We start from the raw sequence: 25,531 nt of genomic DNA on the forward strand, positions 1-25,531 counted from the left end.
TCATAATCATCAAATTTTGTTTTCTAGTACAAAAATCCAAATAGCCACAACGGAATTTTATTTCCTTCGCCAACCTCAATTACATCAGAGGCAGCGTAAATTCCTTTTTCGGGTTTCAGTTTTCGTCCGCCAACATTGAACTTGTATTTTCCGTTGACACAAAAATCAGCAACCGGCGATTTCGCCAGCTCGCAGACATAACCTACCTGGTTATAAAAGAACGTTTGTCGAACCGTGGCTTTATCGAAGTTATTCGGAGCAATAGCGTTTAGCAGATTGGTGTTTTGCATATATACTTTGTCCGGCTTCTTCATCTGGTCATCATCACTTCCACCATTCTCATAAAGCAGGTTGATGAGTCGGGCGTGCTTCAGATATTTCAGGTAATTCATAATTGTTGCACGCGACGTTTCAACTGAACTTGCTAATTTACTAACATTTGGTGTAAAAGGCGTTTCAGAAGCGATGATGTGCAACAGCTTTCTGAGTTTTGGAAGGTATTTAAATTCAATCTGGTTAATGTACGGAACATCGATCTCAAGCGCCAGGTTGATATTCTTTAACAACTTGTCGATATAAAAATTCGGGTCGTGAATGTAGTAGGGGAAATAACCATGTCGCAAATATTCGTCGAAATACGCCAGCGGCCTGATTTCGTCAACCACTTTCTGAGCAATTTCAATGTGGTTGTTCAGTATTTCCTCCAGGGTGTATGTTCTAAAATTGCTTCCTGTTTCATGATTGAGGTACTCGCGAAACGATAATCCTTCCAGATGGTAAATGCTTGCCATTCCTTCCAAATCAGGATTATCTTCGGTAATACGCAATACCGGCGACGAGGTGAAAATAATTTTCAGGTCAGGAATTTCATCCAGACATTTACGCAAATCGGCCGACCAGTCGGGGTACTTTTGTATCTGATCGAGTAACAGTACTTTTCCTCCACGTTTGGCAAATTCGTCGGCAAATGAACTGATTTTGCGTTTGGTGAAATAAAAATTATTCAGGTTAAGATACAGTACATCGTTGCTGTCGGGGTGATGCGTTTTTATGTAGTCGAGCAAAAATGTTGTTTTTCCAACACTCCTGAATCCTTTGATACAGATAAGCCTTTGGTTCCAATCGATATTGTTCATCAGCTCTCTTTGGATGGTATCTTTTGAACCCTGAAGTAATGACTTATGTACTTGTTGAAAAAATTCCAATGTTTACGATTTTAGATTAAATTGAGTTTGTAGAATTTGTAATCTCTACATAGCAAATTTAATAAATTTATGTAATGTATGCATGTTTATTTTGTCAGTATAACCAAAATATTAAATGGTTAATATTGGATTAATCTGGGGCTAATTTACACTAAGCCAGAGAATCCCATAAAAGCCATTGCAAGAATACCCGCTGCAATTAACGCAATCGGGGTACCTTTTAATCCTTTTGGTACATTTTGCAGATCGAGGTGCTCGCGAATACCGGCAAAGATGATCAGTGCCAGCCCAAAACCAATGGCATGCGACGTTGAAAATATTACGCCTTCCAGAAGGTTAAATTCGTTTTGCACGGTAAGAATAGCAACACCTAAAATAGCACAGTTGGTGGTAATAAGCGGAAGGAAAATTCCCAGCGCCTGGTAAAGCGGAGGACTTACTTTTTTCAGAATGATCTCCACCATTTGCACCAACGATGCGATGACCAAAATAAAGGCTATGGTTTGCAAAAATCCTAATCCGAATTTTTCCAACACATAGTTTTGTATCAGGTAGGTTACAATTGTTGCCAAAATCATTACAAAGGCAACAGCGCCGGTCATACCAATTCCGGTCGATACTTTTTTGGAAACACCCAAAAACGGGCAAATTCCCAAAAACTGCATTAAAACAATGTTGTTTACAAGTATGGCGCCTATTACAATTACTAAATAGTTCATCTTCTATCCTCCTAATTCTTTTTCATTCGGTTGATCAATGCAATCAGGTATCCGAGAACAATAAATGCTCCGGGTGCCAGCACAAATACAAGTGTTACGTAGTTCTCGGGGTAAATGGTAATGTTGAATAATTTACCGCTTCCCAATATTTCTCTGATACTTCCGAGTAAAACAAGGGCGAAGGTAAATCCCAATCCAATTCCAAGTCCGTCGATGGCTGAAGAGACCACATTATTTTTTGAGGCGAAAGCTTCAGCACGACCCAGTACAATACAGTTTACCACGATTAACGGAATAAACAGTCCAAGGCTTTTGTACAAAGCAGGAACAAAAGCCTGCATCAACAGCTGAACTACCGTAACAAACGCAGCAATAATTACAATGAAACTCGGAATTCTGACTTTCTCGGGAATGGCATTTTTTACCAGCGACACTACAATGTTCGACATCAGCAAAACAAAAGTAGTGGCCAGTCCCATACCAAGTCCGTTAATTGCCGACGAGGTAACACCCAAAGTTGGGCACATTCCCAGCAGCAATACAAATACCGGATTTTCTTTTAAGAAGCCTTTTGAAAAGTTTTTCCACTGATTCATAACACGAAATTATTGTCCGGAATCTCCGGTGGTTTTATTGTTTTTATAAGTACTGTATGCTCTTGTTAATGCATCAAGAAATGCACGAGAGCTAATTGTAGAAGCGGTAATCGCATCAATGTCACCTCCATCTTTCGACACGGTAAAATTGGTCGTTTCAGGATTTTTGCCGATTACATATTGATTTGGTTTTTCAGGATTGCTGAACCAAACGCCCATTTTTGATCCTAAACCTGGTGTTTCGGCATGTTCCAAAACTGAATAACCCGAAAAGTTACCGTCTTTATCAATACCGGCCATAATGGAAATGAATCCGCTAAAACCGCTTTTTGTATAGGTTTTTATGGCTGTTCCTACCAATTCTCCGTTTTTATAGGCCGGGAAGAATTCCAATGAGTCTTGTCCTTCTCCGGGACTTAAAACCATTGTTTCTCCCAACTCGTCAAATTCGGGCAATACTGTTTTAATTGCCTCGGTTTGTGCTTTCAATTTTGCCACCTCGATCGGGCCTTTTGTAAAATCGTATACAAAACCCAAAACTGCTGCAGCAATACCTGTTACCAAAACAAGCGTAAGCACCATATTTATAAAACTCGATTCTCGTTTTGCCATTTTACTGTCCTCCAAATCGTTTAGGTTTAACATACATGTTGATCAGTGGCACAAACGCATTCATAATCAGAATTGCGAACGAAATACCTTCGGGATAAGCGCCAAACATACGAATGGAGATCGTGATCAAACCAATTCCAACGCCGTAGATCAATTGTCCTTTTCCGGTCATTGGTGAAGTAACCATATCGGTGGCCATAAAAATAGCTCCCAGCATTAAACCGCCGGTAATTACATGATAAACCGGGTTTACATACATTTCAGGGTTTATTAGCCAGAAAATACCTGATACCACCAAAACGGTAAGTATAATCGATACCGGCGTTTGCCAGGTAATCACTTTTTTCCACAGCATATACAAACCCCCAATAATCAGCAGTATTGCTGAAATTTCACCCATCGAACCATTGTTGAATCCAATGGCCATATCAGATAAATCAGGCAGCCCCTGAAGTTGCGAAACCGGAATGCCGTTTTTAATCCCTTCTTTAATTACTGCCAGTGGTGTAGCTGCCGAAACCGAATCAACACTCATCATGCGGGTTGCAGGCCACGATGTCATTTGCACCGGGAACGAGATCAACAGGAAAACCCTACCTACCAAAGCCGGGTTAAATACGTTTGATCCTAAACCTCCGAACGAAAGTTTGCCAACTCCCATGGCTGCAATTGCGCCAATAATTATAATCCACCACGGAAGGCTTACCGGCACATTAAAAGCCAAAAGCACACCGGTGATCAATGCCGATCCGTCGGTAATACTTGGTTTTACCTTCATTATATATTTTTGAATGAGGAATTCAATGGCCAGGCACGACAGGATTGAAATTAATCCAACCCGAACGGCATCGAGGCCAAACATATAAATACCCCAAAGCATGGCCGGAATCATCGCATAAACCACCCGAAGCATAATCTTCTGGGTTGATTCGCTCGAATGAACGTGCGGTGATGGTGAAACTGTTAATAATTTACTCATTACTCAGCTGTTTGTTTTTCTTTCTTTTTGACGTCATCCTGAACTTGTTTCAGGATCTGAAGTAGATTCCGAAACAAGTTCGGAATGACGATTGGTTTGATTTTTATTTTTTACGAGAACGAATCATCGCTCCAACTTTACCTTTTCCAAAACGGATATAATCAAGCAGCGGACGACTTGACGGACAGGTGTAACTGCATGAGCCACATTCGATACAATCCATTATACGTTCGTTTTCTGCACGATCGAAAATTTGCTTTTCACCTAAAGTCATCAGCAGGTATGGTTCCAGTCCCATTGGGCAAACCGACGTACAACGCGAGCAACGAATACAGGCTTGTATTTCTTCGCGTTTACTTTCTTCTTCCTGTATCAGAAGAAGTCCTGAAGTACCTTTTGTTACAGGAACATCGAGCGATGCAATGGCGCGTCCCATCATTGGGCCACCACTGATAATTTTACCTGTATTTTCAGGAACACCGCCGGCTGCTTCAATCAATTCCGATGTAGCAGTACCAACGCGCACCAAAAAGTTCGATGGTTTTTCAAGGCCTTTTCCGGTTACGGTAACTACGCGCTCAAACAATGGTTTGTTTTTCTGAATGGCTTCATAAACGGCAAAAGCAGTACCTACGTTGCTCACCACTGCACCAACTGCAATTGGCAGAGCGCCCGAAGGAACTTCTTTTCCTGTAACAGCATTGATGAGTTGTTTTTCACCTCCCTGCGGGTATTGAACTTTAAGTGGTTGAACGCTTACGCCTTTATAAGCGCTGCATTTTTCATTCAGCAGTTTAATCGCGTCGGGCTTGTTGTTTTCAATACCGATAACGGCTTTGTCAACGCCCATGGCTTTCATCAGCAACTGGATACCCACCATAATTTCGTCGGCTTTTTCCAACATTAAACGGTGGTCCGATGTCAGGTAAGGTTCGCACTCCACGCCGTTAATCAACAGCACTTCGGCTTTCATTCCTTTTGGCGGCACCAGTTTTACGTGGGTAGGGAAGGTTGCACCACCCAAACCTACGATTCCGGCTTCCTGAATCTTTTTCACGATTTCAGGTCCGTCAACTGAAATTTCTTTTACCAAATCTTCCGAGCGGTCAATTCCTTCAATCCATTCATCGCCATCAACAGCAATAAAAATACCTTGTTTGGGATAACCCGAACTGTCGGCTGAAAAGTCAACCTTGGTAACTTTTCCTGATACCGATGAATGGATATTTGTAGAAACAAAACTGCTGCTTTGCGCAATTACCTGACCTACTTTTACCTCGTCGCCTTTTTTTACTACCGGAGTAGCCGGCGCACCAATGTGCTGAGCTACCGGGATAAACACTGTTTTTGGAAGTGGCAGGACCTCGATTTTTTTATCTTTCGATAACTTATTTTCGGGAGGATGTACTCCGCCTATTTTGAACGTTTTCAACATCCTGTATTAATTTACTGGTTTAGTTTCTTTTTTTTCTACCGGTTTTACTTTCCGTGGAGGAAAGTTCTCTTCGATGATAGCACCTGTTGGGCAAACGGCCACACATTTGCGGCACAGTTTACACTTGTCGGAATCGATGTATGCCAGGTTGTTTTCCATGGTAATAGCGTCAAACGGACATTCTTTTACACATTTTCCACAACCGATACATGCAACGCTACAAGCTTTGCGTGCTACGCCACCTTTATCCTGGTTGCGGCACGATACCACCACTTTCCGGTTCTTTGGCATCTTTTTGCGCAACTCGATCAAGTCTTTCGGGCAAGCATCAACGCAGGCTCCGCAGGCCACACATTTATCGTCGATAATTTCCGGAATACCTGTTTCGGGATGCATAACAATGGCATCGAAATCGCAGGCATCATAACAATCGCCGTAACCCAAACAGCCATACTGGCAACCGGATTCGCCGCTGTAAACCGATGAAGCGATAGCGCAGGTAGTTGCTCCGTCGAAACTGCTTGTTTTTGGGCGGTGTTCGCAGGTGCCGTTACAACGAATGTAAGCCACACGCGGATCTTTCTTAACGGCTTCAAGACCAAGGATAGAAGCCACATTGTTCATGGTTTCGTTTCCACCAACCGGACAGTTTAAATCGCCCAATGCACTCGCTTTTACACAGGCTTCGGCAAAAGCTCTACAGCCTGCATATCCACAACCTCCGCAGTTAGCTCCCGGCAATGCTTCGTCAACATCGTCGATGCGCGGATCTTCAACAACTTTGAATTTCTGTGCCACAAAATATAGAATTACCGCTGCTGCGGCGCCAATTACGGCTAATGTGACAATTGTATATACAACCGTGATACTCATTTTATTCAGCGTTTTCTTCGAGTTCGAATTTCAATACTTTTTTTAATAAATGCCTAAAAAAATATAATGTTATATAGTATGGTACAAGAATGAATAAGGAGAGGAGCCCCGATTTTAGTTCGTCACCGGTAACTTCAAGGGCGATAATCAGGGTGCTCAAAACAACAAAAAACGGAACTACATAGCCCCAGGTAAGTGCGGTAAAACCTTTTGATTGTTTAAAAAGAATGGTAACCTCGTCGCCAATTTTGTAGTTGCCTTTATATTCAGTAACCTCAATTTCCTTGTCCTGGAAATCGGAAACCGAACATGCGCCTTGTGCGTGACAAGTTGAGCAGGCCGATTGGCTTACAATATTCACAGTAAGCGAGGCTTTTTTTATTGCCTTAACAAATCCTTTATGTCGAATTGTAGATTCCGTAGCTGTAAATTTTGCTATTTGCAGATGGCAAAACTATATAATAAATTGAATCTCGATATGACAAAAAAGCAATTTTTCTGAAAACAGGACTATTTATAAGTAGTCTAATTTAGATTGTCGAACGTTTCAATAATTGGTTCGAAAAAGTGCAGGAAAACGTTCTGAATTTAAGTTCAGATTTAAATTGTAAACTGGTCTTTAATGCTTGGTTTTGTGTTGTTAAAGTGTAGTTTGTTTATTGTCTGTTGATCTTGTTTTAGCTAAAAATGGAATAAAATCTACTCTTCCTTTTGGGCTTCATCTTTCAGCGAATCCACATCCCATGCACAATCAGTTTCGTGAATGGAATAGTTTTTTTCGGCCTGCAAGGTTTCTTTTACCTGTTCCTCAAAACGGCGGGTTTCCTGAATAAATTTGCCCTGATCTTCCAGCCAGTGGCGATAAAGTTCTTCGGTAACCTGGCTTTCGTGGTGTTTAAACATACGTGCTGCACGATAGGCTTCGTATTTTGAAAATCCCAGTTCTACGAGTGCTTTGCTGCCTAGTTCTGCTGCCGAATGAAAGTTTTCGCGTTCGGTATTGGTGATGTTCAGGTTGAGGTATTCAAATACATGGAAGATATCGTTGGCCCGCGCCAGTATTTTTACATGCGGGTATTTTTTATGCACAATTTCTGCAACTTTCAATGCATTTTCGTGTTCAGCCATACTAAGTATGAGCATGCGGGCTTTTTCAATTCCGGCTTTTTCGAGCATAGTGGGCCGGGTAATGTCTCCAAAATAAAGTTTGAAACCATACTTGCGCAGTGTTTCCACATTCGACGGATTATTGTCGAGAATCGTAACTTTAAACCCGTTTGCCAACAGAATCCGTCCAACGGTTAATCCAAAGCGGCCAAACCCCGCAAGTATTACCGGAGTTTCTTCTTCTTCAATTTCATCGTATTCCAGCTTGTTTTGCCAACGGGCTAATATCGGGCTTACTGCCTTGTCGTTAAAAATGAGTAATAAAGGAGAAATAGCCATCGACAGTGTTACTACCAGTAGCAGCATTCCTGATGTTTTATCGTCGAACAGTTTATTTTGTTTCGAGAAGGAGATGAGCACAAAAGCAAATTCGCTGGCTTGCGCCAACAAGAATGCAAAAAGGAACTCGAAACCTTTTTTCAATCGGAATATTCGTCCTAAAATCAACAAAACAACAAACTTTATAAAAATCAGTAGAAGTACAAATCCTATGATTACCCAGGGATTCTCAATCAATAAATTAAAATTTATACCGGCACCAACCGAAATGAAAAACAGTCCTAATAATAATCCTTTAAAAGGATCGATGGTAGTTTCCAGCTCGTGACGGTATTCGCTGTCGGCCAAAACCACTCCGGCAATAAAAGTTCCAAGTGCCGGCGAAAGGCCAATGGCATCCATGCCCAACGCAATGCCGATAACCATAAGCAGTGCCAGTGCTACAAATACCTCGTGCAACCCGGTTTCGGCCACCAAACGAAAGATGTGGCGGGCAGCAAAACGACCAATAATTACCAATACTACAATTGCTCCGATGATGATTAATAGTTGCAACCAGCCGGGCAGTTGAGCTACCTGGCCAATGCTTTTCATCGATGTATCGGAAAGTGTGGCAGGAGTGCCGAGTGTGGCAATTAGGGGCAATAATGCAAGAATTGGAATAACTGCCATATCCTGAAATAGCAATACCGAAAAGGCTGAGCGGCCAGCAATGTTACGCATAAGACCTTTTTCGCTTAACGTTTGTAAAACAATTGCTGTTGATGAAAGCGCAAGAATAAGCCCGATGGCAACCGCACGGTTGAGCTGAAAGTTAAAAAGCAGCGCTACGCCGGTAATTATTCCTGCCGTTATAAGAACTTGTAAACCACCAAGTCCGAAAATATTGCGCCGCATTTTCCATAAAAGTTTGGGTTCCAGTTCCAATCCAATTATAAATAGCATAAGTACAACACCAAACTCGGCAAAATGCATCACTTCGCCGGCTTCGTTTCCTACCAATCGTAATACAAACGGCCCGATAATAATTCCGGCGAGCAGGTAGCCCAGTACCGAACCAAGTCCCAGTTTTTTGGCAATCGGTACAGAAACAACTGCTGCACCAAGATAAATTAAGGCGTTTAAAAAGAATTCCTGATTATGCATTGTGCTCAATTATTTCGTTCATGTATTCCATTGTGTTCAGTTTCTCCGAATCGATCTCGTTATCGCGGAGCATTTTTATAACCTTACGATAGTCTTCGGCATATTTTTTTATGTCGTCTTTGTTTAAGGTATGCGAACCGTGCACCACAAAAGGAGGCAGATTTTTCATTCGGCAAAGATTAGCCGATTGAATAAAAGGTGCCAAAAACTCGTTTATTGTGTACCGGTTTTTCCCTTCGGCACTATATACTTCTTTTCGTCCGCCGGTTGAAATGCACGACATAGCCCATTTCCCTTCCAATGCCCGTCCGTGTGTGCCATAAGCAAAACCGTGTTGCAATACCAAATCCATCCATTCTTTAATTATAGCCGGTGCACTGTACCAGTAAAACGGATGATGCCAGATAATAATATCGTGTTCGGTCAACAGCTTTTGTTCAGCCGGTATATCCATAAAAAAATCGGGATACTTTTCATACAAATTATTAATGGTAACGCTTTTCAAATCTTTAATTGCTTCCATCAGCGTTTTGTTGATAAGCGACTTTTGAAAAGCAGGATGTGCAAAAAGTATTAATATTTTTTTCATTGGTTAAATCTGTTACATACTGTAAAACGATAATTAAAAATATCGAATAAATTTCAGAATGATAATGTTGTCAGGTACTAATATCAGCTTTTATCAGAAACTATAAAAGCATAAAACCCCGGAAAGCAAAAAAGTTTACGTTTTCCTGTTTCTATTTTTAATTTATCCATTTTGTTAAATTATGAATGCCATAATTGAGTGTTTCGTTAGTGTTGTTAATGTTATTTCACGCAAATGATATTAAAAAGTCATGAAACCGTTTCAGAAAACTTTGTAATTTTGCGCCTTGATTTAAAGGACAGATATGACAGAGATTAAGCTTAACACAATTCCTGAAGCCATTGCTGCTATTCAGAAAGGTGAAATGGTAATTGTTGTTGATGATGAAGATAGAGAGAATGAAGGTGATTTAATTGTTGCCTCGGAATTGATCACCACAGAAATCGTAAATTTTATGGCTTCGAAGGCTCGCGGACTCATTTGCGTTGCTTTAACAGAGGAGCGTTGTAAGCAGTTGGAGCTTGATTTGATGGTGGGGAAAAACACTTCGGCCAATGAAACGGCATTTACGGTTTCGGTTGATGCGATTCACCCTGAAGTAACAACGGGTATTTCTGCTGCCGACCGGGCAATTACCATTAAAATGCTGGTTAATAAAAAAACCCGTCCGGAACAATTGGGGCGTCCGGGGCATATTTTTCCTTTAAAAGCAATGGAACGGGGTGTGTTGCGCCGAACCGGGCACACCGAGGCTGCTGTTGACCTGGCTCGTTTAGCCGGTTTAAAACCTTCGGGTGTACTGGTTGAAATTATGAACGACGACGGCACAATGGCGCGTTTACCACAATTGTATGAGTTTGCACAAAAACATAATCTGAAGCTGATTACCATCAAGGATCTGATTTCGTTCCTCTTTCAAAGCGAAAGCCTTATTGAGCGGGGAGAAGAAGTGCCCTTGCCAACGGATTACGGCGATTTCAGAATCGTTCCTTTCCGTCAGAAATCGAACGGTGCCGAGCATGTTGCTTTAATAAAAGGCGAGTGGGAGCCCAACGAGCCGATTTTGGTTCGCGTGCATTCGTCGTGCATGACCGGCGATATTTTTGGATCGATGCGTTGCGAATGTGGCGACCAGCTGCATAGCTCGATGGAAATGATTGAAAAAGCCGGCAAAGGAGTTATTGTGTATATGATGCAGGAAGGTCGTGGTATTGGACTGCTGAATAAAATTGCTGCTTACAAATTGCAAGATCAGGGATTAGACACGGTTGACGCGAATATTCATCTTGGTTTTAAAGCCGATGAACGCGATTATGGAGTTGGTGCGCAGATATTGAGTAACCTTGGCGTAAGCAAAATGCGTTTGCTTACCAATAATCCGATTAAGCGTGTTGGTTTGGAAGGTTATGGTTTGGAAGTTACCGATATTGTTCCGATAGAGATTGCTCCAAACGAGCACAATCAGCGTTACATGAAAACAAAACGCGACCGAATGGGGCATCACCTCCGTAAGTTTAACTACGACAAATAGTAAATTGTAGTTGTTTGGCAATTGTAAATGATAAAAGCTAAAAGTTGTTCTTTTTAGTTGCAGGGTTATGGTAAACTAAAAAGCGGAATTGTACCAGATTTTAACAAAAATTATTTCCGTACATTTATTCAAATTTTAAAAACACAAAAAAATGGATGGAAAAACAAAAGCAATTGTTGCACACATTACCTGGATTGGTTGGGTAATTGCGCTTGTGGTTAATTCGAGTGAAAAGGATGAGCTGGCAAGTTTTTATATTCGGCAAATGCTGGGGTTATGGCTATTTTCTCTTGTGATTACTTTTATCCCGGTAATTAATATTGTTGGTTGGATTATTACTCTGGTGTTTTGGATCATTAGTTTAATTGGTGCAATTAACGGCGAACAAAAAGAAATTCCGTGGGTAGGCAGCTACTTTCAGGATTGGTTTAAAGCATTGTAATCAAAAAATACAGGAATAAAAAAAGACAGGTTTTTGGCCTGTCTTTTTTTTATGCTTATTCATCGTTTTTTTTCCGGTTTCTGTCGCGGTATTTACGGAACATGTATATGCGGAACTCGTATTCCGCTTTGTAAAGTTTTATCACTTTTAGCGGTGGTAGAATTTCCAGAAATTTTTCGTTGTATCTCTCCCGTACTTCCGCTTCTGTTTTTCCCAGTGCAACATGCTCATGAGTTAGTTTAATCAATTCCTTGTTCGACAGGTTTTCATCCACATTTCTCACTTTATCTTCCAGCTCGTGGCGTTTTTGCTGAAAATCAAACAGCTCTTTTTCCAACTCATTGTAAACCGGCCAGAATTTCTGAGCTTCTTCAGTAGTTAAATCCAGGTTGGTGGTAAAAAAAGCTACTTTTTCGTTGCGGTAGCGTTCCCAGCGGTCATCATCATTATCATTTTTTTGCGCAGTTGCCTGTGTCTGGGTTATAATCAACAATCCTAGTGTTAATATTGCAAATAGCTGTCTCATATTACTTTACTCTTCTGTATATTCAAAAATTTCGTAGGCGTTAAAATTGGAGCTTACGTAGGCAAGCAAATCATCGTCGCTGAATGTTTCGTCGTTATCATCGTTTTCCAGTAATGCGAAGAATGAAGTTTCGTCGAGTTCCTCCAAAATAGAATGCATTTGCCTGTCGGAGAAGTTGGTTGAAGCCGTTGTTTCAATAACCTGATCCTGTGGTATAAAGGTTTTTATTGGTATATATACCAGCATGAATATGATGGCGAAACTGGCAGCAAGACCAAGTGCAGGCTTTAAAAGATTGATAATCTTAAATTCCTTATTGTTGGCCACATGTTTTTCCGCTTCAATTTGCATTTGCATGCGTGCGGAAAAATCGTCGAAATAATGTTTCGGAGTTCCAAAAGGATTTTCCTTCTTCATTTTCGACAAATTAGGTGCTATGTTCTTTAATTCTTCCATTGCGGCATTTTTAACTATTGACTATATCTTAATTAAAAGGTTTAAAAACAAACTATTAATCCGTGCTTTTTAAGTACTCTTCAATCTTTTTGGCTGCATGATGATAGGATGCTTTAAGGGCTCCAACCGATGTGTCGAGGATTTCCGACATTTCATCGTATTTCAAATCATCAAAATACTTCATGTTAAACACTATGCGTTGCTTTTCGGGTAAAAGTAAAATTGCTTTTTGTAGTTTTAGCTGAATTTCATCTCCTTCAAAATAGGGGTCGGAAGTGAGATTATCCATTAAAAACTCGCTGGCATCGTTCATTGGCATAAAGTTCTTTTTCTTCTTCGAATTGATAAAAGTTATCGATTCGTTGGTGGCAATACGATATAACCAGGTAAAAAGGCTCGATTCTTCCCGAAAATTATCGATGCTGCGCCACACTTTTAAAAAGGTGTTTTGCAGAACATCGTCGGCATCGTCATGGTTCAACACAATTTTTCGGATATGCCAATACAATCGCTCCTGGTAGGTACCAACGAGTTGATGAAAAGCAAGATCGCGCTTGTTTCCATCCTTTAAATCGGCAATAATATTTTTATCTGTCCCTTGCATGAAGCTACCAATCAGACATCGTCTGCCGGCAAAGGTTTAAAAAAAAATCAGATTCTGAAGTTTAATCCTTCTTCTTTTAATTTGTTGTAAACATCAAGATCGAAAGAATACAGTTTTGCTGCCCGGTGTGCAACGTTGGTTTGTTTTTCGCCGGTATCGATTAACAGCCCCATATTTTGAATTTTCTTTCTGAAATTACGTGTATCGAGCGTGGTATCCAGAATAACTTCGTAAAGAGTTTGCAGTTCTGTTAGCGTAAATTTATCGGGTAGCATCTGAAATCCAACCGGATGATATTTTACCTCTGAACGTAGTTTTTTTAAGGCTTCTTCTATAATTACTTTATGGTCGAAAACCAATTTCGGAAGCTTGTCAATCCTGAACCAGTTTAACACTTTTGCCATTTCTGATTGGCGTAAATCGTGATATTCCGGGTTAATGATGGCATAGTAGGCTGTGGTTAAAACGCGCGAAAAAGGAACACGATTTACTTTCCCGAAAGTTTTTACCTGGTTGAGGTAAACATCTTCGAGGCCGGTAGTTTTCGATAGAATAAATTTGGCATATCCATCAATGTCTTCATCTTCGGGCAGGTGAGATCCAATTAAAGCCCAGTAGTCTTGCCCGCTATGTATTGGGTTTTTGGTAAAAAGGTCTTCAACCTCCTCGTAGTTATCTTTTTCGCTAAAAAAACGTTTGGCAACATCTGATTCCGATTGCCAAAGAAGTACGCATAGCTTGTTGTCTTTAAAGCCAAAAATTACACAGTCAATAGATAGGTGTCGTAGTATCATAAGTTAAATGTTTGCACAAATGTAGCTACTGATTTTTTAAAAAACCAATATCATGCTTGTAAAACATACAATAAGCCCTGTTTTATTGACGAAAAAGTATGCTGAAACACCAATTTTTAAATAGCAAAAATAAATTACCTTTGCACCGCAATTTTTAAATAAGTAAAATGGCTTTAAAATGTGGTATTGTTGGTTTGCCAAACGTCGGGAAATCAACACTGTTTAATTGTTTGTCGAGTGCAAAAGCACAATCGGCAAATTTCCCTTTTTGTACAATCGAACCCAATTTAGGGGTGATAACTGTACCCGACGAAAGACTAACAAAATTAGAGGAATTGGTAAAACCGCAACGTGTGGTGCCAACAACGGTTGAAATTGTTGATATCGCCGGGTTGGTTCGCGGGGCAAGTAAAGGAGAAGGATTAGGAAATAAATTCCTGGGTAATATTCGCGAAACCGATGCGATTATCCACGTATTGCGTTGTTTCGAGAACGAAAATATTACGCACGTTGATGAAACGATCAATCCGGTGCGCGATAAGGAAACCATTGATATTGAACTTCAGCTGAAAGACCTGGAGACGGTAGAAAGCCGTATTACTAAAGTTGAAAAACAGGCCCGTACCGGAAACGATCCGGAAGCCAAGCGTATGTTTCGCATCCTTTCGAAATACAAAGAGGTTTTGATGGAAGGAAAATCGGCACGTACGGTTGAGGTTGATCCATCGGATGCAGCAGCTGTAAAAAGCCTTGAATTGCTGACCAACAAACCGATATTGTATGTTTGTAATGTTGACGAGCCTGCCGTAATTAAAGGAAATGCACACGTTGAAGCCGTAAAAGAAGCCATTAAAGATGAGAATTCGGAAATGCTGATGATTGCAGCAGCAACCGAAGCCGATATTGCCGAGCTGGATGATTTTGAAGAACGCCAGATGTTTTTAGACGACCTTGGGTTAAAAGAAGCCGGAGTTAGCAAACTGATTAAATCAGCCTATAAATTGCTTCAGTTGGAAACGTATTTTACTGCCGGAGTAAAAGAAGTGCGTGCCTGGACTTACCACAAAGGAAGCAAAGCGCCACAGGCAGCTGGTGTTATCCACTCTGATTTTGAGAAAGGATTTATTCGTGCCGAGGTGATTAAATACAACGACTTTATAACTTTAGGATCGGAGCTGGCCTGTAAAGAAGCCGGAAAAATGTCGATTGAAGGAAAAGAGTACGTGGTAACCGATGGTGATATAATGCACTTTCGATTTAACGTGTAAGCCCCTCCCTGCCTCCCCAAGGGAGAGGTGTAGAAAAACAAAAAGGAGCGAAAATCATAGATTTTCGCTCCTTTTTGGTAAAAATCCTCCCTTTTTGGGAGGTTAGGAGGGGCGTTACTTTTGCGGTTGAACGTCGCTCATATCTTTTACAATACCGTTTTTGTCAACTTTAATTACAACATCTTTGGCAACTTCCAGTTGAATGGCTGTTTCCTCAATCTTTACAACTTTTCCGTAAATACCACCGGTTGTAACTACTTTGTCGCCTTTTTGTAAGCTTTCGCGAAACTTACGTGTTTCTTTCTGGCGTTTCATCTGCGGGCGGATCATAAAAAAGTAAAATACTACGATAATCAGCAACAGTGGTAAAAAGCTCATTAAAGGATTGGCTTCAGCGCCTTCTTGTGGCTGCATCATTAATAAAATCGAATTCAACATGTCTATAATTTTTAATATTTAATATCAATAAGGTCGTTATCAACCTGGGCAAAAATAGCTAAATGTTTTAATTCTTTGCTATTTCCAAGTACTTCAATTGTTTTGTATTCTCTTCCAACCAACCCGGCGGTGTTAAATTCAACTTCAATTAAAGTGCTTTCGCCAGGTTTTACTGCTTGTTTGTTAAAGTGTGTTGTTACGCAGCCACAATCGGTTTCAAGGCTTTCAATTACAAAATCGCTATCGCCGGTATTGGTTAAAACAAAGGTGTGCAACACAATTTCGCCGGCTTTTAACTGGCCAAAATTATGAACGGCTTCATCAACCGAAATTTCCGTTAGCGCCAGTTCTGCAGTTGTTTGTTCTTGTTTGTTACTACTGCTTTTATTGGCCTGGCACGAAACCAGGGCAATAACCAAAAATATGAAAGCCAGTTTGTGCATTATTCGCCAATCAGTCCGCGTCCTTCTTTGCTAATTTTTTCGGTGTTTTTTAGGTCTTTCAGCGTTTTGTCCAGAATACCGTTAATAAAGTTGCGGCTCTTTTCGGTGCTGTAAAACTTCGACAGCTCGATGTACTCATTCAAGGTCACTTTTGTTGGAATAGTGGGGAAATACAGGAACTCGGCAATGGCCAGCTGCATAATTAAAATGTCCATAAAGGCAATACGTTCCACATCCCAGTTGCGCGAGTGTTCCTTAATCAGTTCGCGCAATTCGTTGTGGTTGATAATGGCTTTGCGCAACAGGTCTTTGGTAAAATCGCGGTCTTCCTGGTCTTTAAACATCGGCATCAGCGATTGCTCCGAGTCCGACAGTTCATTAAATCGTTTCAGCGTTTTTGTAATCATCGAAATCACAAATTCCACATCATCGTTCCAGTAAATGCTTTGTTCTTCGAGCACCATGTACAGGTCTTCCGAAACCAGAATGATTTTATTAAAAAGCTTCTCGATAAACTTGCGGTCGTTCAGGTACGAGCGGTTTTTGTCGGCCATATACTCCTGATAAATATCCGACTCAATCATCATCAGGTACAGCTCTTTTATTAGCTCGGGATGATCTTGCCAATTCAGTTTTTTCTGATCGATGTAAGTGTTCAGTTTGTTGTTGTTACGCAACTGATCGATAACCTGGTTGGTGATAAACTTGGTATTCGGATTCAGGTCTTCGTGTGTGGGCTGATGTTTGTTTCTTCTGATTTCGATACGGCCCTCTGCATAATCTGCAATTTCGGGTACCAGCGCCAGCAGGTAGTGATAAAGGTCGTAAGCTTTTTGGATACAAAAGAAAAGTTCTTTCTCGGTGTTGTTGATCGATTTCTCGTCGGTGGAGTAGTAGGCGTACAATACTTGTAAAACCTTTGTGCGGATAATCCTTCTGCTAATCATTTTTAATGAACTTCGTATAATTTGGGTGCAAAATTACATCTTTTTTTGAATCGTCGTGCAGAAAAGAATGCAAATGAAGTACGTTATTTTAATGTGAAGTAGATGAACGCCGATGACGTTGATTTTGCTGATTGGCGCAGAGAAGAAATGGCTCGCGCATTATGCAGATTGGCGTAGAATGATTTGAACGCTGATGACGCCGATTTTGCAGATTTTCGCGGATAGAACAGTGATACTCTCACTTAAAGTGAGGGTATCACTATTTAAGCAGCCCCCGAACTTTAGACCTTCAAGGTTTTTAAAACCTTGAAGGTCTGAATCGCTGTCTCAATATTTTTAAGTCTTTCAGGCTGAGGAACGGTTTGTAAAATCGCTCCAGCGGTGTTTAAAGCATCGAACATCTGTAACAGTTATCCTTCCCCTGTTTTATTTTAAGATACAATGGGTATTATTTCCGGTAAAAAACAGGGTATTTGTTGTTAAACCGGTAGCCTAAGCCCAGCATCAGGAAATTAGGCAAGTGAGAATCTTTCACACTATAGCCAATGTGAACAAAAGAATTCCTGGTAATTTCTGTTTTCAGCGCTATCACCTGGTAGTAAGCTTTAAGATCGCCTTTGCCGTATAAGGCATTTTTACCCACTCCCAGTCCAACCGTAAAATAAGGCATTACATATTCGGCACGAACCGACAGTCCCAATGCCAGTTGCTGATTAAGTGGAGGTTTATAAAATACCTGACGAGGTTCCATCATGTAGTCTTCGGTGTAAACATTGGCACTCCCATCGTAAACGCCATCGAGCGACAGGCCCAGGCGAAGTTTGTAACCCAGGTTATACATCGGCGAAAAACAAAACCCCATTACCGGGTAAGCTTCCGGCGATGCAATTTGGGTATCCAAAAAATCAACTCCGGTGCGGCGCCACGAGCCAAATAATACAAGATCGTAGCTAATATGTTCTTTAAACACAGGAACCTTTGATTCCGACGGGAGATTGATTGCTTCCTTTTTCGGAATGAAACTGTATAAAACTCCTGCTTTTACACCAATTGTATTAAGTCCGGCATTGGGGAATTTAGTGTTGCCGTTAGAAAAATGAGTGACTGCCACTCCGGTGTTAAAATTCAGATTCTCGGCAAGCATCCAGCTAAAATAAAAGTTGGTGTTGATGTAGGCGTTTGCTTTTGATCCAATTACCGTGTTGTTGGGGTTGTTCTCATAATCATACGGTTTCCATCCAAGCGATAAACCAAAATTCCACTCGTAGTTTAACGATAGATTTTGCGAAATCTGACTCACCCGTGCTCCCTGAAACAGGTAAAATGAAAACGGGCTTCCCAGTTCATCGCTGTGGCTTAAGTTGTAGTGTGCCACGCCAATTCCCTGATAGGGTGTTCCGTAAATTTTGTCGGCAAGGGTGTTGGGGTAAAAACGAAAGGAATATTTTAAATGCGTTGAGAAAGAAGATTTGATGGGATGTGAGGTTTTGTTTGCCTCTTTAAAGTACGAATTTGCAGGCAATATGTAAGCCGGACGAATTTCAACTCCGATTCGGTGAATAATGGGGGTTGATAAAAAAAGTGAGTCGAATGCCCCGGGAATAGTATTGTAATGTTCAGAACGAGTATCTGCGGTTATTTTGCTGGTTGGAAGATATGTTGTTTGGGCATGAGCAATAACCGAAACGAAAAGCAAAAAATTAAAAATGAGAAGTTCCTTCCAATGTATTTTATTGCCCTTCATACTTTTTGTAAATCTGTAGATTAAATCCGAAAAGGAATTTAAGGGAGGTAAATATAGGTTTTTATTTGTTGAATATAATGGAATTTTTACTCGATTAGAAAGAAGAATTTTACAGATGGTGATCGTCTCCCACTCAGTGGTACTACCACTTTCTTTGTTCTGGTTTATAAAGCAAATGCGCCACAATCGCGCACCGGCAGGGGCTGGTTGATTGAACGCAGATAACGTTGATTTTACTGATTTTCGCAGTTAGAACGGTGATGCTCTCAGTTGGAGTGAGGGTATCATTATGTAAGCAGTCCCCGAACTATAGACCTTCAAGGTTTTTGAAACCTTGAAGGTCTAAAACGCTGTCTAAACAGCCCAAGGGATGTCATCTCCCCCAAAAGATGACATCCCTTGTTTGTCCGCAGTAGCAAAGCGGGCTTCCGCAACTGGCAAAAGTGTTTCCGCACCCCCGAGAACATTGTTATCACCTCAAAATTAATCGTCATCACCCCAAAAAAGGGCTTATCACCCGTTGGCCAGGTCTTATCACCCGTAAATTTGTCGTTATCACCCGGTAAAAGGGTGTTATCACTTACATTTTGTCGGTTATCACCGGAGAGATTTTACAAAATGGTAGTGATAGAAGGATATTTCGAGTGATAATCTACTTTTTGCAGGTTATAACTAAAGTTTCAGCGTAAAAAAAGCCGGAACAACGTTTCCGCTGTCCCGGCCAGTGTAAAACAATAACTACCCCTAATTATCACTCCCCGAGTTGTCTTTTGATTTTTTATGTTTATTCTTATAAATATTCCGGTAGCCTTTCAGTCGTGCTTCGTTTTTCCAGAAAACATAGCGGCCACAGTTTTTTATTTCGTTGGCAGCTTGTTGCATGTAGTTGTAGGCGCGGTCGCGGGTAATTTTCACCTGGCTGTCGATTTCCTTTTCGCCATTGGCTTGTGCCAGCACAATTGCCAGTTCGTCGGCAGTAGTAGCAGCCAGCTGAAGTAAGGTAACATCAAAATTAATTAATGCCAGTGGTGCTGGATTATCCTCGCCCAGAGCAGCCAGGTTACTCAAATCCTGTATCATATCGGCATCGCCCGTTCCGTCGGTTATGGCACTCACTTTTTTTAACAGGCGCTGGTTGTTGCGGAAGGCATACCGAAAATCGTGCAGCAGGCGATCGCGCAGTTCGTAAGCTTCGGGAGCACGCTCTTCCCATTCTTTTTGAGCATCCTGCGGTGTATGCTGTTCGCGTTGCCACATGGCCTCGGCTGTGCGGCAGGCACCGTTACGTACGGTTAACGAATCAATAGTGTCTTCGGGCAGGCCTGCACCCATTAGTTCGGCTTTATCGTCGAGGCACCATAAATAAAGGTTTTCGTTTTCCTGAATGGCGGCGTTAACGGGCATATCAGGTGTTTTTACTTCGTTGGCCGGAATAGCCATAAATGCATCGTAGCATGTTGTGTAATCTTGTTGGTCTGACATGGTATTTTGAATTTTGTTCGTATCGGGGATACGAGGTTAAACATAAAATATGCATGAATATAGGATGAATAATAAACTTATGCCAATTAAAATTTATGTTTTGTAGCATGCCGATGCATTGTGGGTTAGGAAGTTATAGTATTGATTTGTGTGAGACTATGTGTTTCCCGGTTTTTCAGCACTGCCATCCGTATCGCGGGTAAAAGTTGCATCGCTGAAAGAAACGGCACCGGTGTTGTCGGTAAAATCATCTTCCTCGTCATCGTCGGGTTCATCTTCCCAATCGAATTTCTCGCGGCGCACGATGTATTTGCGGTAGTAAAAGGCCAGCAATACGCCAAAAATAGCTCCCGATAAATGGCCTTCCCACGAAATCTCGGGACGGATGGGCAGCAGTCCCCAAACCAGTCCGCCGTAAAGAAAAACCACAATTGCTGAAAGTGTTAACAAACGCACATCGGAGCGGATAATTCCGCTAACAAAATGAAAGGCTGCCAGTGCATAAACAACTCCGCTGGCGCCAATGTGCCAGGCTTCGCGCCCCATAATCCAGGTACTGATACCCGATAAAATATACAGGAGAAAAAAGATGCGGTACGAAATGCGGCGATAAAAGTAAATGAGCATAAAACCCAGTATAAAAAACGGCAGCGAATTGGAAATTAAGTGGCTAAAATCGGAATGAATAAAAGGGGAGAAGAGAATTCCCTGCAATCCGTTTATGTGCCGCGGGAAAATGCCAAATTCCACAAAACTCAATCCGGCAGTTTGCTCGATGATTTTAACCAGCCATAACAGCAAAACAAAAACTGCCGGAAACAGGAGGCTGTGGAAAAAGATCTTCTTTTCCATCTCCGGATCCAGGTTTTTGGGGTTGCTCGGATAGTATCTGAATAATGGCATATATTGGTTTAAATATAGGATATTTCCGCTTGTATCAGTGTTAACTGATGTGATTTTGTTTTACCCCTCACCCTGTTGGGAGCTCCCCTTAGAAGGGGAGCAAGCATTGGACAAGCTTCTGAATAAAAAGTTAAGCCACAGGTCAATCTTTATTGATGTTTCCCCTTGTAAGTGGAAACCTTGCCTAGGGCAGGCAGGTGGCTACGGCCAAAGGAGTAAATAATAATCCATAACAAAGAACACTAAGTCACCAGGTTGGAGAAACCAATTCCAATGTTTTCTTTGTGCCTTAGTGTCTTTGTGTTTATCCTTTTTAGTTCAGCAACTCTTTTATCAACTCCACAAACGCATAAATCTCCTCCTCAGTGGTGTCAAACGAGGTCATCCAGCGCACTTCCGATTGTATTTCGTCCCAGGTGTAAAAGAAGAAACGTTCACGCAGCGGCTCAATAATTTCTTTCGGAACGATGGCAAAAACACCATTTGCCGAAACCGGTTGTGTAATTTTAATCTGCGGAATTTTTGCCACTTCAGCTTCCAGCAACTTCGCCATTTTATTCGAATGCGATGCTGTTTCTTTCCAAAGGTCATTTTCGAGGTATGCAATAAACTGGGCCCCCACAAAACGCATTTTCGAGTACAACTGCATGCTTTGTTTGCGCAGGTATTTGGTTTGTTTTGTCAGCTCCGGATTAAAGAACAGTACCGCTTCGCCCATCATCATGCCATTTTTTGTGCCTCCAAACGAAAGCACGTCAACACCGCAATCAATGGTAAACGCGCGAAAATCCATATCGAGTGCAACGGCAGCATTGGCAATCCGGGCACCGTCCATGTGTAAATACATATCGTGCTTATGCGCCAGATCGGCCAGTGTTTTTATTTCTTCGGGCGAATATATCGTTCCCATCTCGGTAACCTGCGAAATCGAAATTACCTTGGGCTGCGAATGATGTTCAAAATCAAAACCTTTTAAATGGGGGAGAATCGCTTCGGGCGTTACTTTTCCATTAACGGGCTCAACAGGAATGAGTTTGCAGCCTGTAAATTTCTCCGGTGCACCACATTCGTCTTCCTGAATATGCGCTGTTTCGGCACAAATTATCGAGTTAAAACTTTGGGTTAGCGTTGACAGGCTCAACACATTGGCACCGGTGCCGTTAAAAACAAAAAATACCTCGGTGGCGGCACCAAACTTTTCTTTAAAAATGTCGATGGCTTTCGCCGTGAAAGGGTCGTTGCCGTAACCCACAACGTGTCCCTGGTTGGCGTCTTCCATCGCTTTTAAAAGGGCCGGATGAACGCCTGAATTATTATCGCTTGCAAATCCTTTAAACATATGGTTGTTTATTTGTAATTTTACTTCAATTGAAGTACGAATTAAGTAAGAAAAAATCAAAATGAAGATGGATCAGCCAATTCCTTTAGCTCAAAAAATATATTTTCTTGGTATTCATCCCGAAAAAGGAGGCATTCGTTCGGGAGCCGCTTCTGCAATGCATTTTGTAGTTATCGGAACGCTGCTGATGGATTTGTACCTGCAGAAGAAAATTAAGTTTGAAGGGAAGCGGGTGATTGTACTTTCCACGAAATCGGATAACGAACTGCACCGGTTTGTTTTGGACAAAATGAGCCGGGCAAAATCACCCAAAAAGATTTCAACCTGGATAAGTAAGCTCAATTATTCGCAGAAATATATCCGAAGCGAAGTGCAAAAAGGATTGGTAGCCAAACGACTGATACGATTGGAAGAAAAACAATTTCTGTTTTTTAAATGGAAAAAGCCGGTGGTTTTGAACAAGCAGGTGATGTACCGGATGATTGCTGAAATTGATAAGCAGATTTTTAAAGGTACAACCGCTGAAGAGGAATTGATCTTTCTGTCGTTTTTAGAACCGGCGGCTATGCTACGCCTGGTTTACCAGGATCGGAGAAAACGGAAGCAGGCCAGGGCACGTCTAAAACAAATGAGCATTAACAACCGGGTGTCGGGTGCTGTTGCCGATGCTATTGCGGCATCGCAGGCCATTGCTGCTTCAGTGGCGGCAAGTGCGGCGGCCAGTGCGGCCACAAATCATTAACTGGTGGATGATGGAAAAGCTGAAAAAAATAATACTTTACATTGCCGGGCCGGGCGTCTTGTTTTTTGAACTGGTTGCCTTGTTCATTCATTTGTTCACGCCTGTTAACATGCGCCCGTGGCTAATCGGTGGACTGATTGTTTTTTTTGTGGTTTTTATTCCGCTTTACTGTTATGAGTATTTCAGGCAGGAATTTGGGAAAAAGGATAAGTCAATCAGCTTTAATAAAAACAAAAGCCGCACCGAGTGGCGTGGAGGCAATATACACGGAAAGGTGCCGACAAAAACCAAAGCTCCGGGTAAATACTTTAGCAAAAATTCTACTCGTTAAGCCAGTTAATAATTTTGTTGCTCAACGGACTTTTGGTTGGCCCCACGAAATCAACCACTTTGCCTTCTTCGTCGATCATAAACTTTTGGAAATTCCACCACACTTTTGCATCAAGCGTGCCATTTTCTTCGCTGTTCATTAACCATCGGTAAACCGGCGGCGGATTGTCCTTTATCGATATCTTTTCCATCAACGTAAAACTGATTTGGTATTGCGCGCAAAAGGTTTTTATGGTTTCGTTGTCGCCCGGTTCCTGTTTGCCAAAATCGTTACACGGAAAAGCAACAATCTCAAAATCATCGCCGCCATATTCTTCGTAAAGCTCCTGCAGTTTTTCGTACTGCGGCGTTAACATACATTCCGATGCCGTATTTACAATCAGCACTTTTTTGCCTTTCAAACTCGAAAAGTGCAGGGTGTCGCCATCAATTGTCCGGGCCGAGAAGTCGCACAATGTTTTATATTGAGCCACAACCGAAGTAGTGCAAAAGAGCAGAACGAAAAAGATATATTTTCTCATCTTAATTAAGGTTTTTACTATCAGACTGTTCTAAAAGTAAGGCTTTCGATGTTAATAAAAAAACGCGGCTAAAAAGGCATATTTAATTATCTTTGGACAACTTCTAAAGTGACTATGGAGAATTTTATTGTATCAGCACGAAAATACAGACCGGACTCGTTTCAGACGGTTGTTGCACAAGCATCGATTACCAACACGCTAAAAAATGCCATTAAGAGCAATCAGTTGGCGCATGCCTATTTGTTTTGCGGGCCGCGAGGTGTGGGGAAAACAACTTGTGCGCGTATTTTTGCCAAAACAATAAACTGCACGAACCTTACCGACGATACTGAGGCTTGCAACACATGCGAGTCGTGTACTTCGTTTAACAGCAGCCGTTCGTTTAATATTCATGAACTGGATGCCGCTTCGAATAACTCGGTTGACGATATCCGAAACCTGACCGATCAGGTGCGTGTGCCGCCGCAAATGGGGAAGTACAGCGTATATATTATCGATGAGGTTCACATGTTGTCGTCGCAGGCGTTTAATGCGTTTCTGAAAACGCTGGAAGAGCCGCCAAAACACGCCATTTTTATTTTGGCTACCACCGAAAAACATAAGATCATTCCAACCATTCTATCGCGTTGTCAGATCTTTGATTTTAACCGCATTGGCGTTGCTGATATTTCAGAGCACCTGGAATATGTGGCTAAAAGCGAAAGTGTTGAAGTAGAAGGCGAAGGGTTGAATATTATTGCGCAAAAAGCCGATGGTGCCATGCGTGATGCGCTTTCAATTTTCGACCAGATTGTAAGTTTCTCGGGGAAAAAGATCACTTACCAGGATGTAATTACCAACCTGAATGTGTTGGACTACGATTACTATTTCCGTTTGGTTGACGAGTTTCTGAAAAACAATGTTACCGAGGTGATGGTGATTTTCAACGATATCCTGAATCACGGTTTCGACGGGCATCATTTTATAACCGGGTTAAGTAGTCATTTCAGAGATTTGCTGGTTTGTAAAGATCCGGTAACCATACAACTGCTGGAAGTTGGGGGAGACATTAAAGAACGCTATCGTGCACAGGCTGCTGCTACCGAAAGCGACTTTTTGCTCGATGCGATGCAAATTGCCAATACCTGCGATATGCAGTACAAAACGAGCCAGAACAAACGTCTGCTTATTGAGCTGGCACTGATTCGGATAGCACAGCTAACCTTAAAAAAAAAATAGCTGAAGGTCAGGACGACATTCTTGAGTCTATTTTTTCGGGCATAAACCTGCCCGACGAGAAACTTGCAGCTCAGCCTAAAAGTCAGCCGGTAAATCAACCACAACAGAACTCTCAGCCGAAACAAGCTGTTGGTTCAGCACCCGCAGCAACTCCACCAAAAAGATTAGTAAAACGATCGGGCCGTGGGCTTGGTACCACATCG

29 protein-coding genes are annotated in these 25,531 nt (G+C 41.6%); 6 read left to right on the plus strand and 23 right to left on the minus strand.

Going from position 1 to position 25,531, the window contains the following annotated elements:
• Window positions 1–23: 23 nt before the first annotated feature.
• The 10 genes from BMW53_RS16745 to BMW53_RS16790 form a co-directional block, all read right to left on the minus strand.
• Window positions 24–1,136: an ATP-binding protein gene (locus BMW53_RS16745; protein WP_245749064.1), complete on the minus strand. Its 1,113-nt coding sequence runs from the start codon at window positions 1,134–1,136 to the stop codon at window positions 24–26.
• A 215-nt stretch (window positions 1,137–1,351) separates the two neighbouring features.
• Window positions 1,352–1,924, minus strand: a complete 573-nt coding sequence (gene rsxA / locus BMW53_RS16750; protein WP_038560862.1) for an electron transport complex subunit RsxA — start codon at window positions 1,922–1,924, stop codon at window positions 1,352–1,354.
• Between the two features lie 11 nt (window positions 1,925–1,935).
• Window positions 1,936–2,520, minus strand: a complete 585-nt coding sequence (gene rsxE, locus BMW53_RS16755; protein WP_038560863.1) for an electron transport complex subunit RsxE — start codon at window positions 2,518–2,520, stop codon at window positions 1,936–1,938.
• A 9-nt stretch (window positions 2,521–2,529) separates the two neighbouring features.
• A complete protein-coding gene (locus tag BMW53_RS16760) occupies window positions 2,530–3,147 on the minus strand; it encodes an RnfABCDGE type electron transport complex subunit G (RefSeq protein ID WP_217642974.1) in 618 nt (205 codons plus the stop codon).
• Window positions 3,134–4,111, minus strand: coding sequence for an RnfABCDGE type electron transport complex subunit D (locus BMW53_RS16765; RefSeq protein WP_038560867.1), 978 nt, complete (start codon window positions 4,109–4,111; stop codon window positions 3,134–3,136). The genes BMW53_RS16760 and BMW53_RS16765 overlap by 14 nt, the downstream gene beginning before the upstream one ends.
• A gap of 103 nt (window positions 4,112–4,214) precedes the next feature.
• A complete protein-coding gene (gene rsxC, locus BMW53_RS16770) occupies window positions 4,215–5,546 on the minus strand; it encodes an electron transport complex subunit RsxC (protein ID WP_038560870.1) in 1,332 nt (443 codons plus the stop codon).
• 6 nt (window positions 5,547–5,552) lie between these two features.
• Entirely contained in the window at window positions 5,553–6,419 is an 867-nt protein-coding gene (locus tag BMW53_RS16775; protein ID WP_038560873.1) for a Fe-S cluster domain-containing protein, read from the minus strand.
• A 1-nt stretch (window position 6,420) separates the two neighbouring features.
• Complete coding sequence (locus BMW53_RS16780) at window positions 6,421–6,864, minus strand: SoxR reducing system RseC family protein (protein ID WP_038560876.1); 444 nt, start codon at window positions 6,862–6,864, stop codon at window positions 6,421–6,423.
• 254 nt (window positions 6,865–7,118) lie between these two features.
• Window positions 7,119–9,011, minus strand: coding sequence for a monovalent cation:proton antiporter-2 (CPA2) family protein (locus BMW53_RS16785; RefSeq protein ID WP_038560881.1), 1,893 nt, complete (start codon window positions 9,009–9,011; stop codon window positions 7,119–7,121).
• Window positions 9,004–9,600 (minus strand): NAD(P)H-dependent oxidoreductase, encoded by a 597-nt coding sequence (locus BMW53_RS16790; RefSeq protein WP_038560884.1) that lies wholly within the window; start codon window positions 9,598–9,600, stop codon window positions 9,004–9,006. The genes BMW53_RS16785 and BMW53_RS16790 overlap by 8 nt, the downstream gene beginning before the upstream one ends.
• 304 nt (window positions 9,601–9,904) lie before the next feature.
• Between BMW53_RS16790 and BMW53_RS16795 the strand changes: the two genes are divergently transcribed.
• The gene (locus BMW53_RS16795) at window positions 9,905–11,131 is read left to right on the plus strand and encodes a bifunctional 3,4-dihydroxy-2-butanone-4-phosphate synthase/GTP cyclohydrolase II (protein WP_038560889.1); all 1,227 of its coding nucleotides are present in this window, start codon (window positions 9,905–9,907) and stop codon (window positions 11,129–11,131) included.
• Window positions 11,132–11,282: 151 nt separating this feature from the next.
• Window positions 11,283–11,573, plus strand: a complete 291-nt coding sequence (locus tag BMW53_RS16800) for a hypothetical protein (protein ID WP_038560893.1) — start codon at window positions 11,283–11,285, stop codon at window positions 11,571–11,573.
• Between the two features lie 55 nt (window positions 11,574–11,628).
• On the opposite strand, the gene BMW53_RS16805 is transcribed toward BMW53_RS16800, so the two are convergent.
• Genes BMW53_RS16805 through BMW53_RS16820 form a run of 4 tightly spaced genes read right to left on the minus strand, consistent with a single transcriptional unit; the run spans window position 11,629 to window position 13,953 of the window.
• Complete coding sequence (locus tag BMW53_RS16805; protein WP_074781031.1) at window positions 11,629–12,099, minus strand: hypothetical protein; 471 nt, start codon at window positions 12,097–12,099, stop codon at window positions 11,629–11,631.
• Window positions 12,100–12,105: 6 nt separating this feature from the next.
• Window positions 12,106–12,555 (minus strand): hypothetical protein, encoded by a 450-nt coding sequence (locus tag BMW53_RS16810; protein WP_051567943.1) that lies wholly within the window; start codon window positions 12,553–12,555, stop codon window positions 12,106–12,108.
• 55 nt (window positions 12,556–12,610) lie between these two features.
• A complete protein-coding gene (locus tag BMW53_RS16815) occupies window positions 12,611–13,159 on the minus strand; it encodes an RNA polymerase sigma factor (RefSeq protein ID WP_038560899.1) in 549 nt (182 codons plus the stop codon).
• A gap of 47 nt (window positions 13,160–13,206) precedes the next feature.
• Complete coding sequence (locus BMW53_RS16820; RefSeq protein ID WP_038560902.1) at window positions 13,207–13,953, minus strand: NUDIX hydrolase; 747 nt, start codon at window positions 13,951–13,953, stop codon at window positions 13,207–13,209.
• Between the two features lie 167 nt (window positions 13,954–14,120).
• On the opposite strand from BMW53_RS16820, the gene ychF reads away from it, so the two are divergent.
• A complete protein-coding gene (gene ychF / locus BMW53_RS16825; protein WP_038560904.1) occupies window positions 14,121–15,221 on the plus strand; it encodes a redox-regulated ATPase YchF in 1,101 nt (366 codons plus the stop codon).
• Window positions 15,222–15,335: 114 nt separating this feature from the next.
• Here the strand turns inward: ychF and yajC are convergent, their stop codons facing one another.
• The 7 genes from yajC to BMW53_RS16860 all read right to left on the minus strand — a co-directional run bounded on the left by yajC (window position 15,336) and on the right by BMW53_RS16860 (window position 22,517).
• Window positions 15,336–15,659 (minus strand): preprotein translocase subunit YajC, encoded by a 324-nt coding sequence (yajC, locus tag BMW53_RS16830; RefSeq protein WP_074781035.1) that lies wholly within the window; start codon window positions 15,657–15,659, stop codon window positions 15,336–15,338.
• A gap of 11 nt (window positions 15,660–15,670) precedes the next feature.
• Window positions 15,671–16,102, minus strand: a complete 432-nt coding sequence (locus BMW53_RS16835) for a DUF1573 domain-containing protein (protein ID WP_051567944.1) — start codon at window positions 16,100–16,102, stop codon at window positions 15,671–15,673.
• Complete coding sequence (gene nusB, locus BMW53_RS16840; RefSeq protein ID WP_038560907.1) at window positions 16,102–17,049, minus strand: transcription antitermination factor NusB; 948 nt, start codon at window positions 17,047–17,049, stop codon at window positions 16,102–16,104. The genes BMW53_RS16835 and nusB overlap by 1 nt, the downstream gene beginning before the upstream one ends.
• A gap of 448 nt (window positions 17,050–17,497) precedes the next feature.
• Window positions 17,498–18,793: an acyloxyacyl hydrolase gene (locus BMW53_RS16845; RefSeq protein WP_038560910.1), complete on the minus strand. Its 1,296-nt coding sequence runs from the start codon at window positions 18,791–18,793 to the stop codon at window positions 17,498–17,500.
• A gap of 744 nt (window positions 18,794–19,537) precedes the next feature.
• On the minus strand, window positions 19,538–20,275 hold the full coding sequence (locus BMW53_RS16850; protein WP_038560913.1) for a hypothetical protein: 738 nt from the start codon (window positions 20,273–20,275) through the stop codon (window positions 19,538–19,540).
• A 156-nt stretch (window positions 20,276–20,431) separates the two neighbouring features.
• Entirely contained in the window at window positions 20,432–21,178 is a 747-nt protein-coding gene (locus tag BMW53_RS16855; protein WP_051567945.1) for a rhomboid family intramembrane serine protease, read from the minus strand.
• A gap of 313 nt (window positions 21,179–21,491) precedes the next feature.
• The gene (locus tag BMW53_RS16860) at window positions 21,492–22,517 is read right to left on the minus strand and encodes a threonine aldolase family protein (protein ID WP_038565130.1); all 1,026 of its coding nucleotides are present in this window, start codon (window positions 22,515–22,517) and stop codon (window positions 21,492–21,494) included.
• A gap of 61 nt (window positions 22,518–22,578) precedes the next feature.
• On the opposite strand from BMW53_RS16860, the gene BMW53_RS16865 reads away from it, so the two are divergent.
• Entirely contained in the window at window positions 22,579–23,259 is a 681-nt protein-coding gene (locus BMW53_RS16865; RefSeq protein WP_038560917.1) for a GOLPH3/VPS74 family protein, read from the plus strand.
• A 10-nt stretch (window positions 23,260–23,269) separates the two neighbouring features.
• On the plus strand, window positions 23,270–23,590 hold the full coding sequence (locus BMW53_RS16870; protein WP_139178223.1) for a hypothetical protein: 321 nt from the start codon (window positions 23,270–23,272) through the stop codon (window positions 23,588–23,590).
• Here BMW53_RS16870 and BMW53_RS16875 read toward each other — a convergent pair.
• Window positions 23,580–24,110: a glutathione peroxidase gene (locus BMW53_RS16875; RefSeq protein ID WP_038560926.1), complete on the minus strand. Its 531-nt coding sequence runs from the start codon at window positions 24,108–24,110 to the stop codon at window positions 23,580–23,582. The genes BMW53_RS16870 and BMW53_RS16875 overlap by 11 nt on opposite strands.
• Window positions 24,111–24,224: 114 nt before the next feature.
• On the opposite strand from BMW53_RS16875, the gene BMW53_RS20690 reads away from it, so the two are divergent.
• The gene (locus BMW53_RS20690) at window positions 24,225–25,328 is read left to right on the plus strand and encodes a DNA polymerase III subunit gamma/tau (RefSeq protein WP_083404963.1); all 1,104 of its coding nucleotides are present in this window, start codon (window positions 24,225–24,227) and stop codon (window positions 25,326–25,328) included.
• A 75-nt stretch (window positions 25,329–25,403) separates the two neighbouring features.
• On the opposite strand, the gene BMW53_RS21425 is transcribed toward BMW53_RS20690, so the two are convergent.
• Window positions 25,404–25,529, minus strand: coding sequence for a hypothetical protein (locus BMW53_RS21425; protein ID WP_256999001.1), 126 nt, complete (start codon window positions 25,527–25,529; stop codon window positions 25,404–25,406).
• Window positions 25,530–25,531: the final 2 nt, after the last annotated feature.

Source organism: Draconibacterium orientale, assembly GCF_900111425.1.
In the GTDB taxonomy this organism is placed as follows: domain Bacteria; phylum Bacteroidota; class Bacteroidia; order Bacteroidales; family Prolixibacteraceae; genus Draconibacterium; species Draconibacterium orientale.

Bases quoted from the DNA above. Each gene is read 5' to 3' on its own strand.
- BMW53_RS16795 (WP_038560889.1), top strand. From the start codon at position 9,905: ATGACAGAGATTAAGCTTAACACAATTCCTGAAGCCATTGCTGCTATT.
- BMW53_RS16765 (WP_038560867.1), bottom strand. From the start codon at position 4,111: ATGAGTAAATTATTAACAGTTTCACCATCACCGCACGTTCATTCGAGC.
- BMW53_RS16805 (WP_074781031.1), bottom strand. From the start codon at position 12,099: ATGAGACAGCTATTTGCAATATTAACACTAGGATTGTTGATTATAACC.
- BMW53_RS16790 (WP_038560884.1), bottom strand. From the start codon at position 9,600: ATGAAAAAAATATTAATACTTTTTGCACATCCTGCTTTTCAAAAGTCG.
- BMW53_RS16855 (WP_051567945.1), bottom strand. From the start codon at position 21,178: ATGCCATTATTCAGATACTATCCGAGCAACCCCAAAAACCTGGATCCG.
- BMW53_RS16820 (WP_038560902.1), bottom strand. From the start codon at position 13,953: ATGATACTACGACACCTATCTATTGACTGTGTAATTTTTGGCTTTAAA.
- BMW53_RS16850 (WP_038560913.1), bottom strand. From the start codon at position 20,275: ATGTCAGACCAACAAGATTACACAACATGCTACGATGCATTTATGGCT.
- BMW53_RS16775 (WP_038560873.1), bottom strand. From the start codon at position 6,419: ATGAGTATCACGGTTGTATATACAATTGTCACATTAGCCGTAATTGGC.
- BMW53_RS16800 (WP_038560893.1), top strand. From the start codon at position 11,283: ATGGATGGAAAAACAAAAGCAATTGTTGCACACATTACCTGGATTGGT.
- BMW53_RS20690 (WP_083404963.1), top strand. From the start codon at position 24,225: ATGGAGAATTTTATTGTATCAGCACGAAAATACAGACCGGACTCGTTT.
- ychF (WP_038560904.1), top strand. From the start codon at position 14,121: ATGGCTTTAAAATGTGGTATTGTTGGTTTGCCAAACGTCGGGAAATCA.
- rsxE (WP_038560863.1), bottom strand. From the start codon at position 2,520: ATGAATCAGTGGAAAAACTTTTCAAAAGGCTTCTTAAAAGAAAATCCG.
- BMW53_RS16745 (WP_245749064.1), bottom strand. From the start codon at position 1,136: ATGAACAATATCGATTGGAACCAAAGGCTTATCTGTATCAAAGGATTC.
- BMW53_RS16810 (WP_051567943.1), bottom strand. From the start codon at position 12,555: ATGGAAGAATTAAAGAACATAGCACCTAATTTGTCGAAAATGAAGAAG.
- BMW53_RS16845 (WP_038560910.1), bottom strand. From the start codon at position 18,793: ATGAAGGGCAATAAAATACATTGGAAGGAACTTCTCATTTTTAATTTT.
- BMW53_RS16815 (WP_038560899.1), bottom strand. From the start codon at position 13,159: ATGCAAGGGACAGATAAAAATATTATTGCCGATTTAAAGGATGGAAAC.
- rsxC (WP_038560870.1), bottom strand. From the start codon at position 5,546: ATGTTGAAAACGTTCAAAATAGGCGGAGTACATCCTCCCGAAAATAAG.
- BMW53_RS16875 (WP_038560926.1), bottom strand. From the start codon at position 24,110: ATGAGAAAATATATCTTTTTCGTTCTGCTCTTTTGCACTACTTCGGTT.
- yajC (WP_074781035.1), bottom strand. From the start codon at position 15,659: ATGTTGAATTCGATTTTATTAATGATGCAGCCACAAGAAGGCGCTGAA.
- BMW53_RS16835 (WP_051567944.1), bottom strand. From the start codon at position 16,102: ATGCACAAACTGGCTTTCATATTTTTGGTTATTGCCCTGGTTTCGTGC.
- rsxA (WP_038560862.1), bottom strand. From the start codon at position 1,924: ATGAACTATTTAGTAATTGTAATAGGCGCCATACTTGTAAACAACATT.
- BMW53_RS16785 (WP_038560881.1), bottom strand. From the start codon at position 9,011: ATGCATAATCAGGAATTCTTTTTAAACGCCTTAATTTATCTTGGTGCA.
- BMW53_RS16870 (WP_139178223.1), top strand. From the start codon at position 23,270: ATGGAAAAGCTGAAAAAAATAATACTTTACATTGCCGGGCCGGGCGTC.
- BMW53_RS21425 (WP_256999001.1), bottom strand. From the start codon at position 25,529: ATGTGGTACCAAGCCCACGGCCCGATCGTTTTACTAATCTTTTTGGTG.
- BMW53_RS16865 (WP_038560917.1), top strand. From the start codon at position 22,579: ATGAAGATGGATCAGCCAATTCCTTTAGCTCAAAAAATATATTTTCTT.
- nusB (WP_038560907.1), bottom strand. From the start codon at position 17,049: ATGATTAGCAGAAGGATTATCCGCACAAAGGTTTTACAAGTATTGTAC.
- BMW53_RS16860 (WP_038565130.1), bottom strand. From the start codon at position 22,517: ATGTTTAAAGGATTTGCAAGCGATAATAATTCAGGCGTTCATCCGGCC.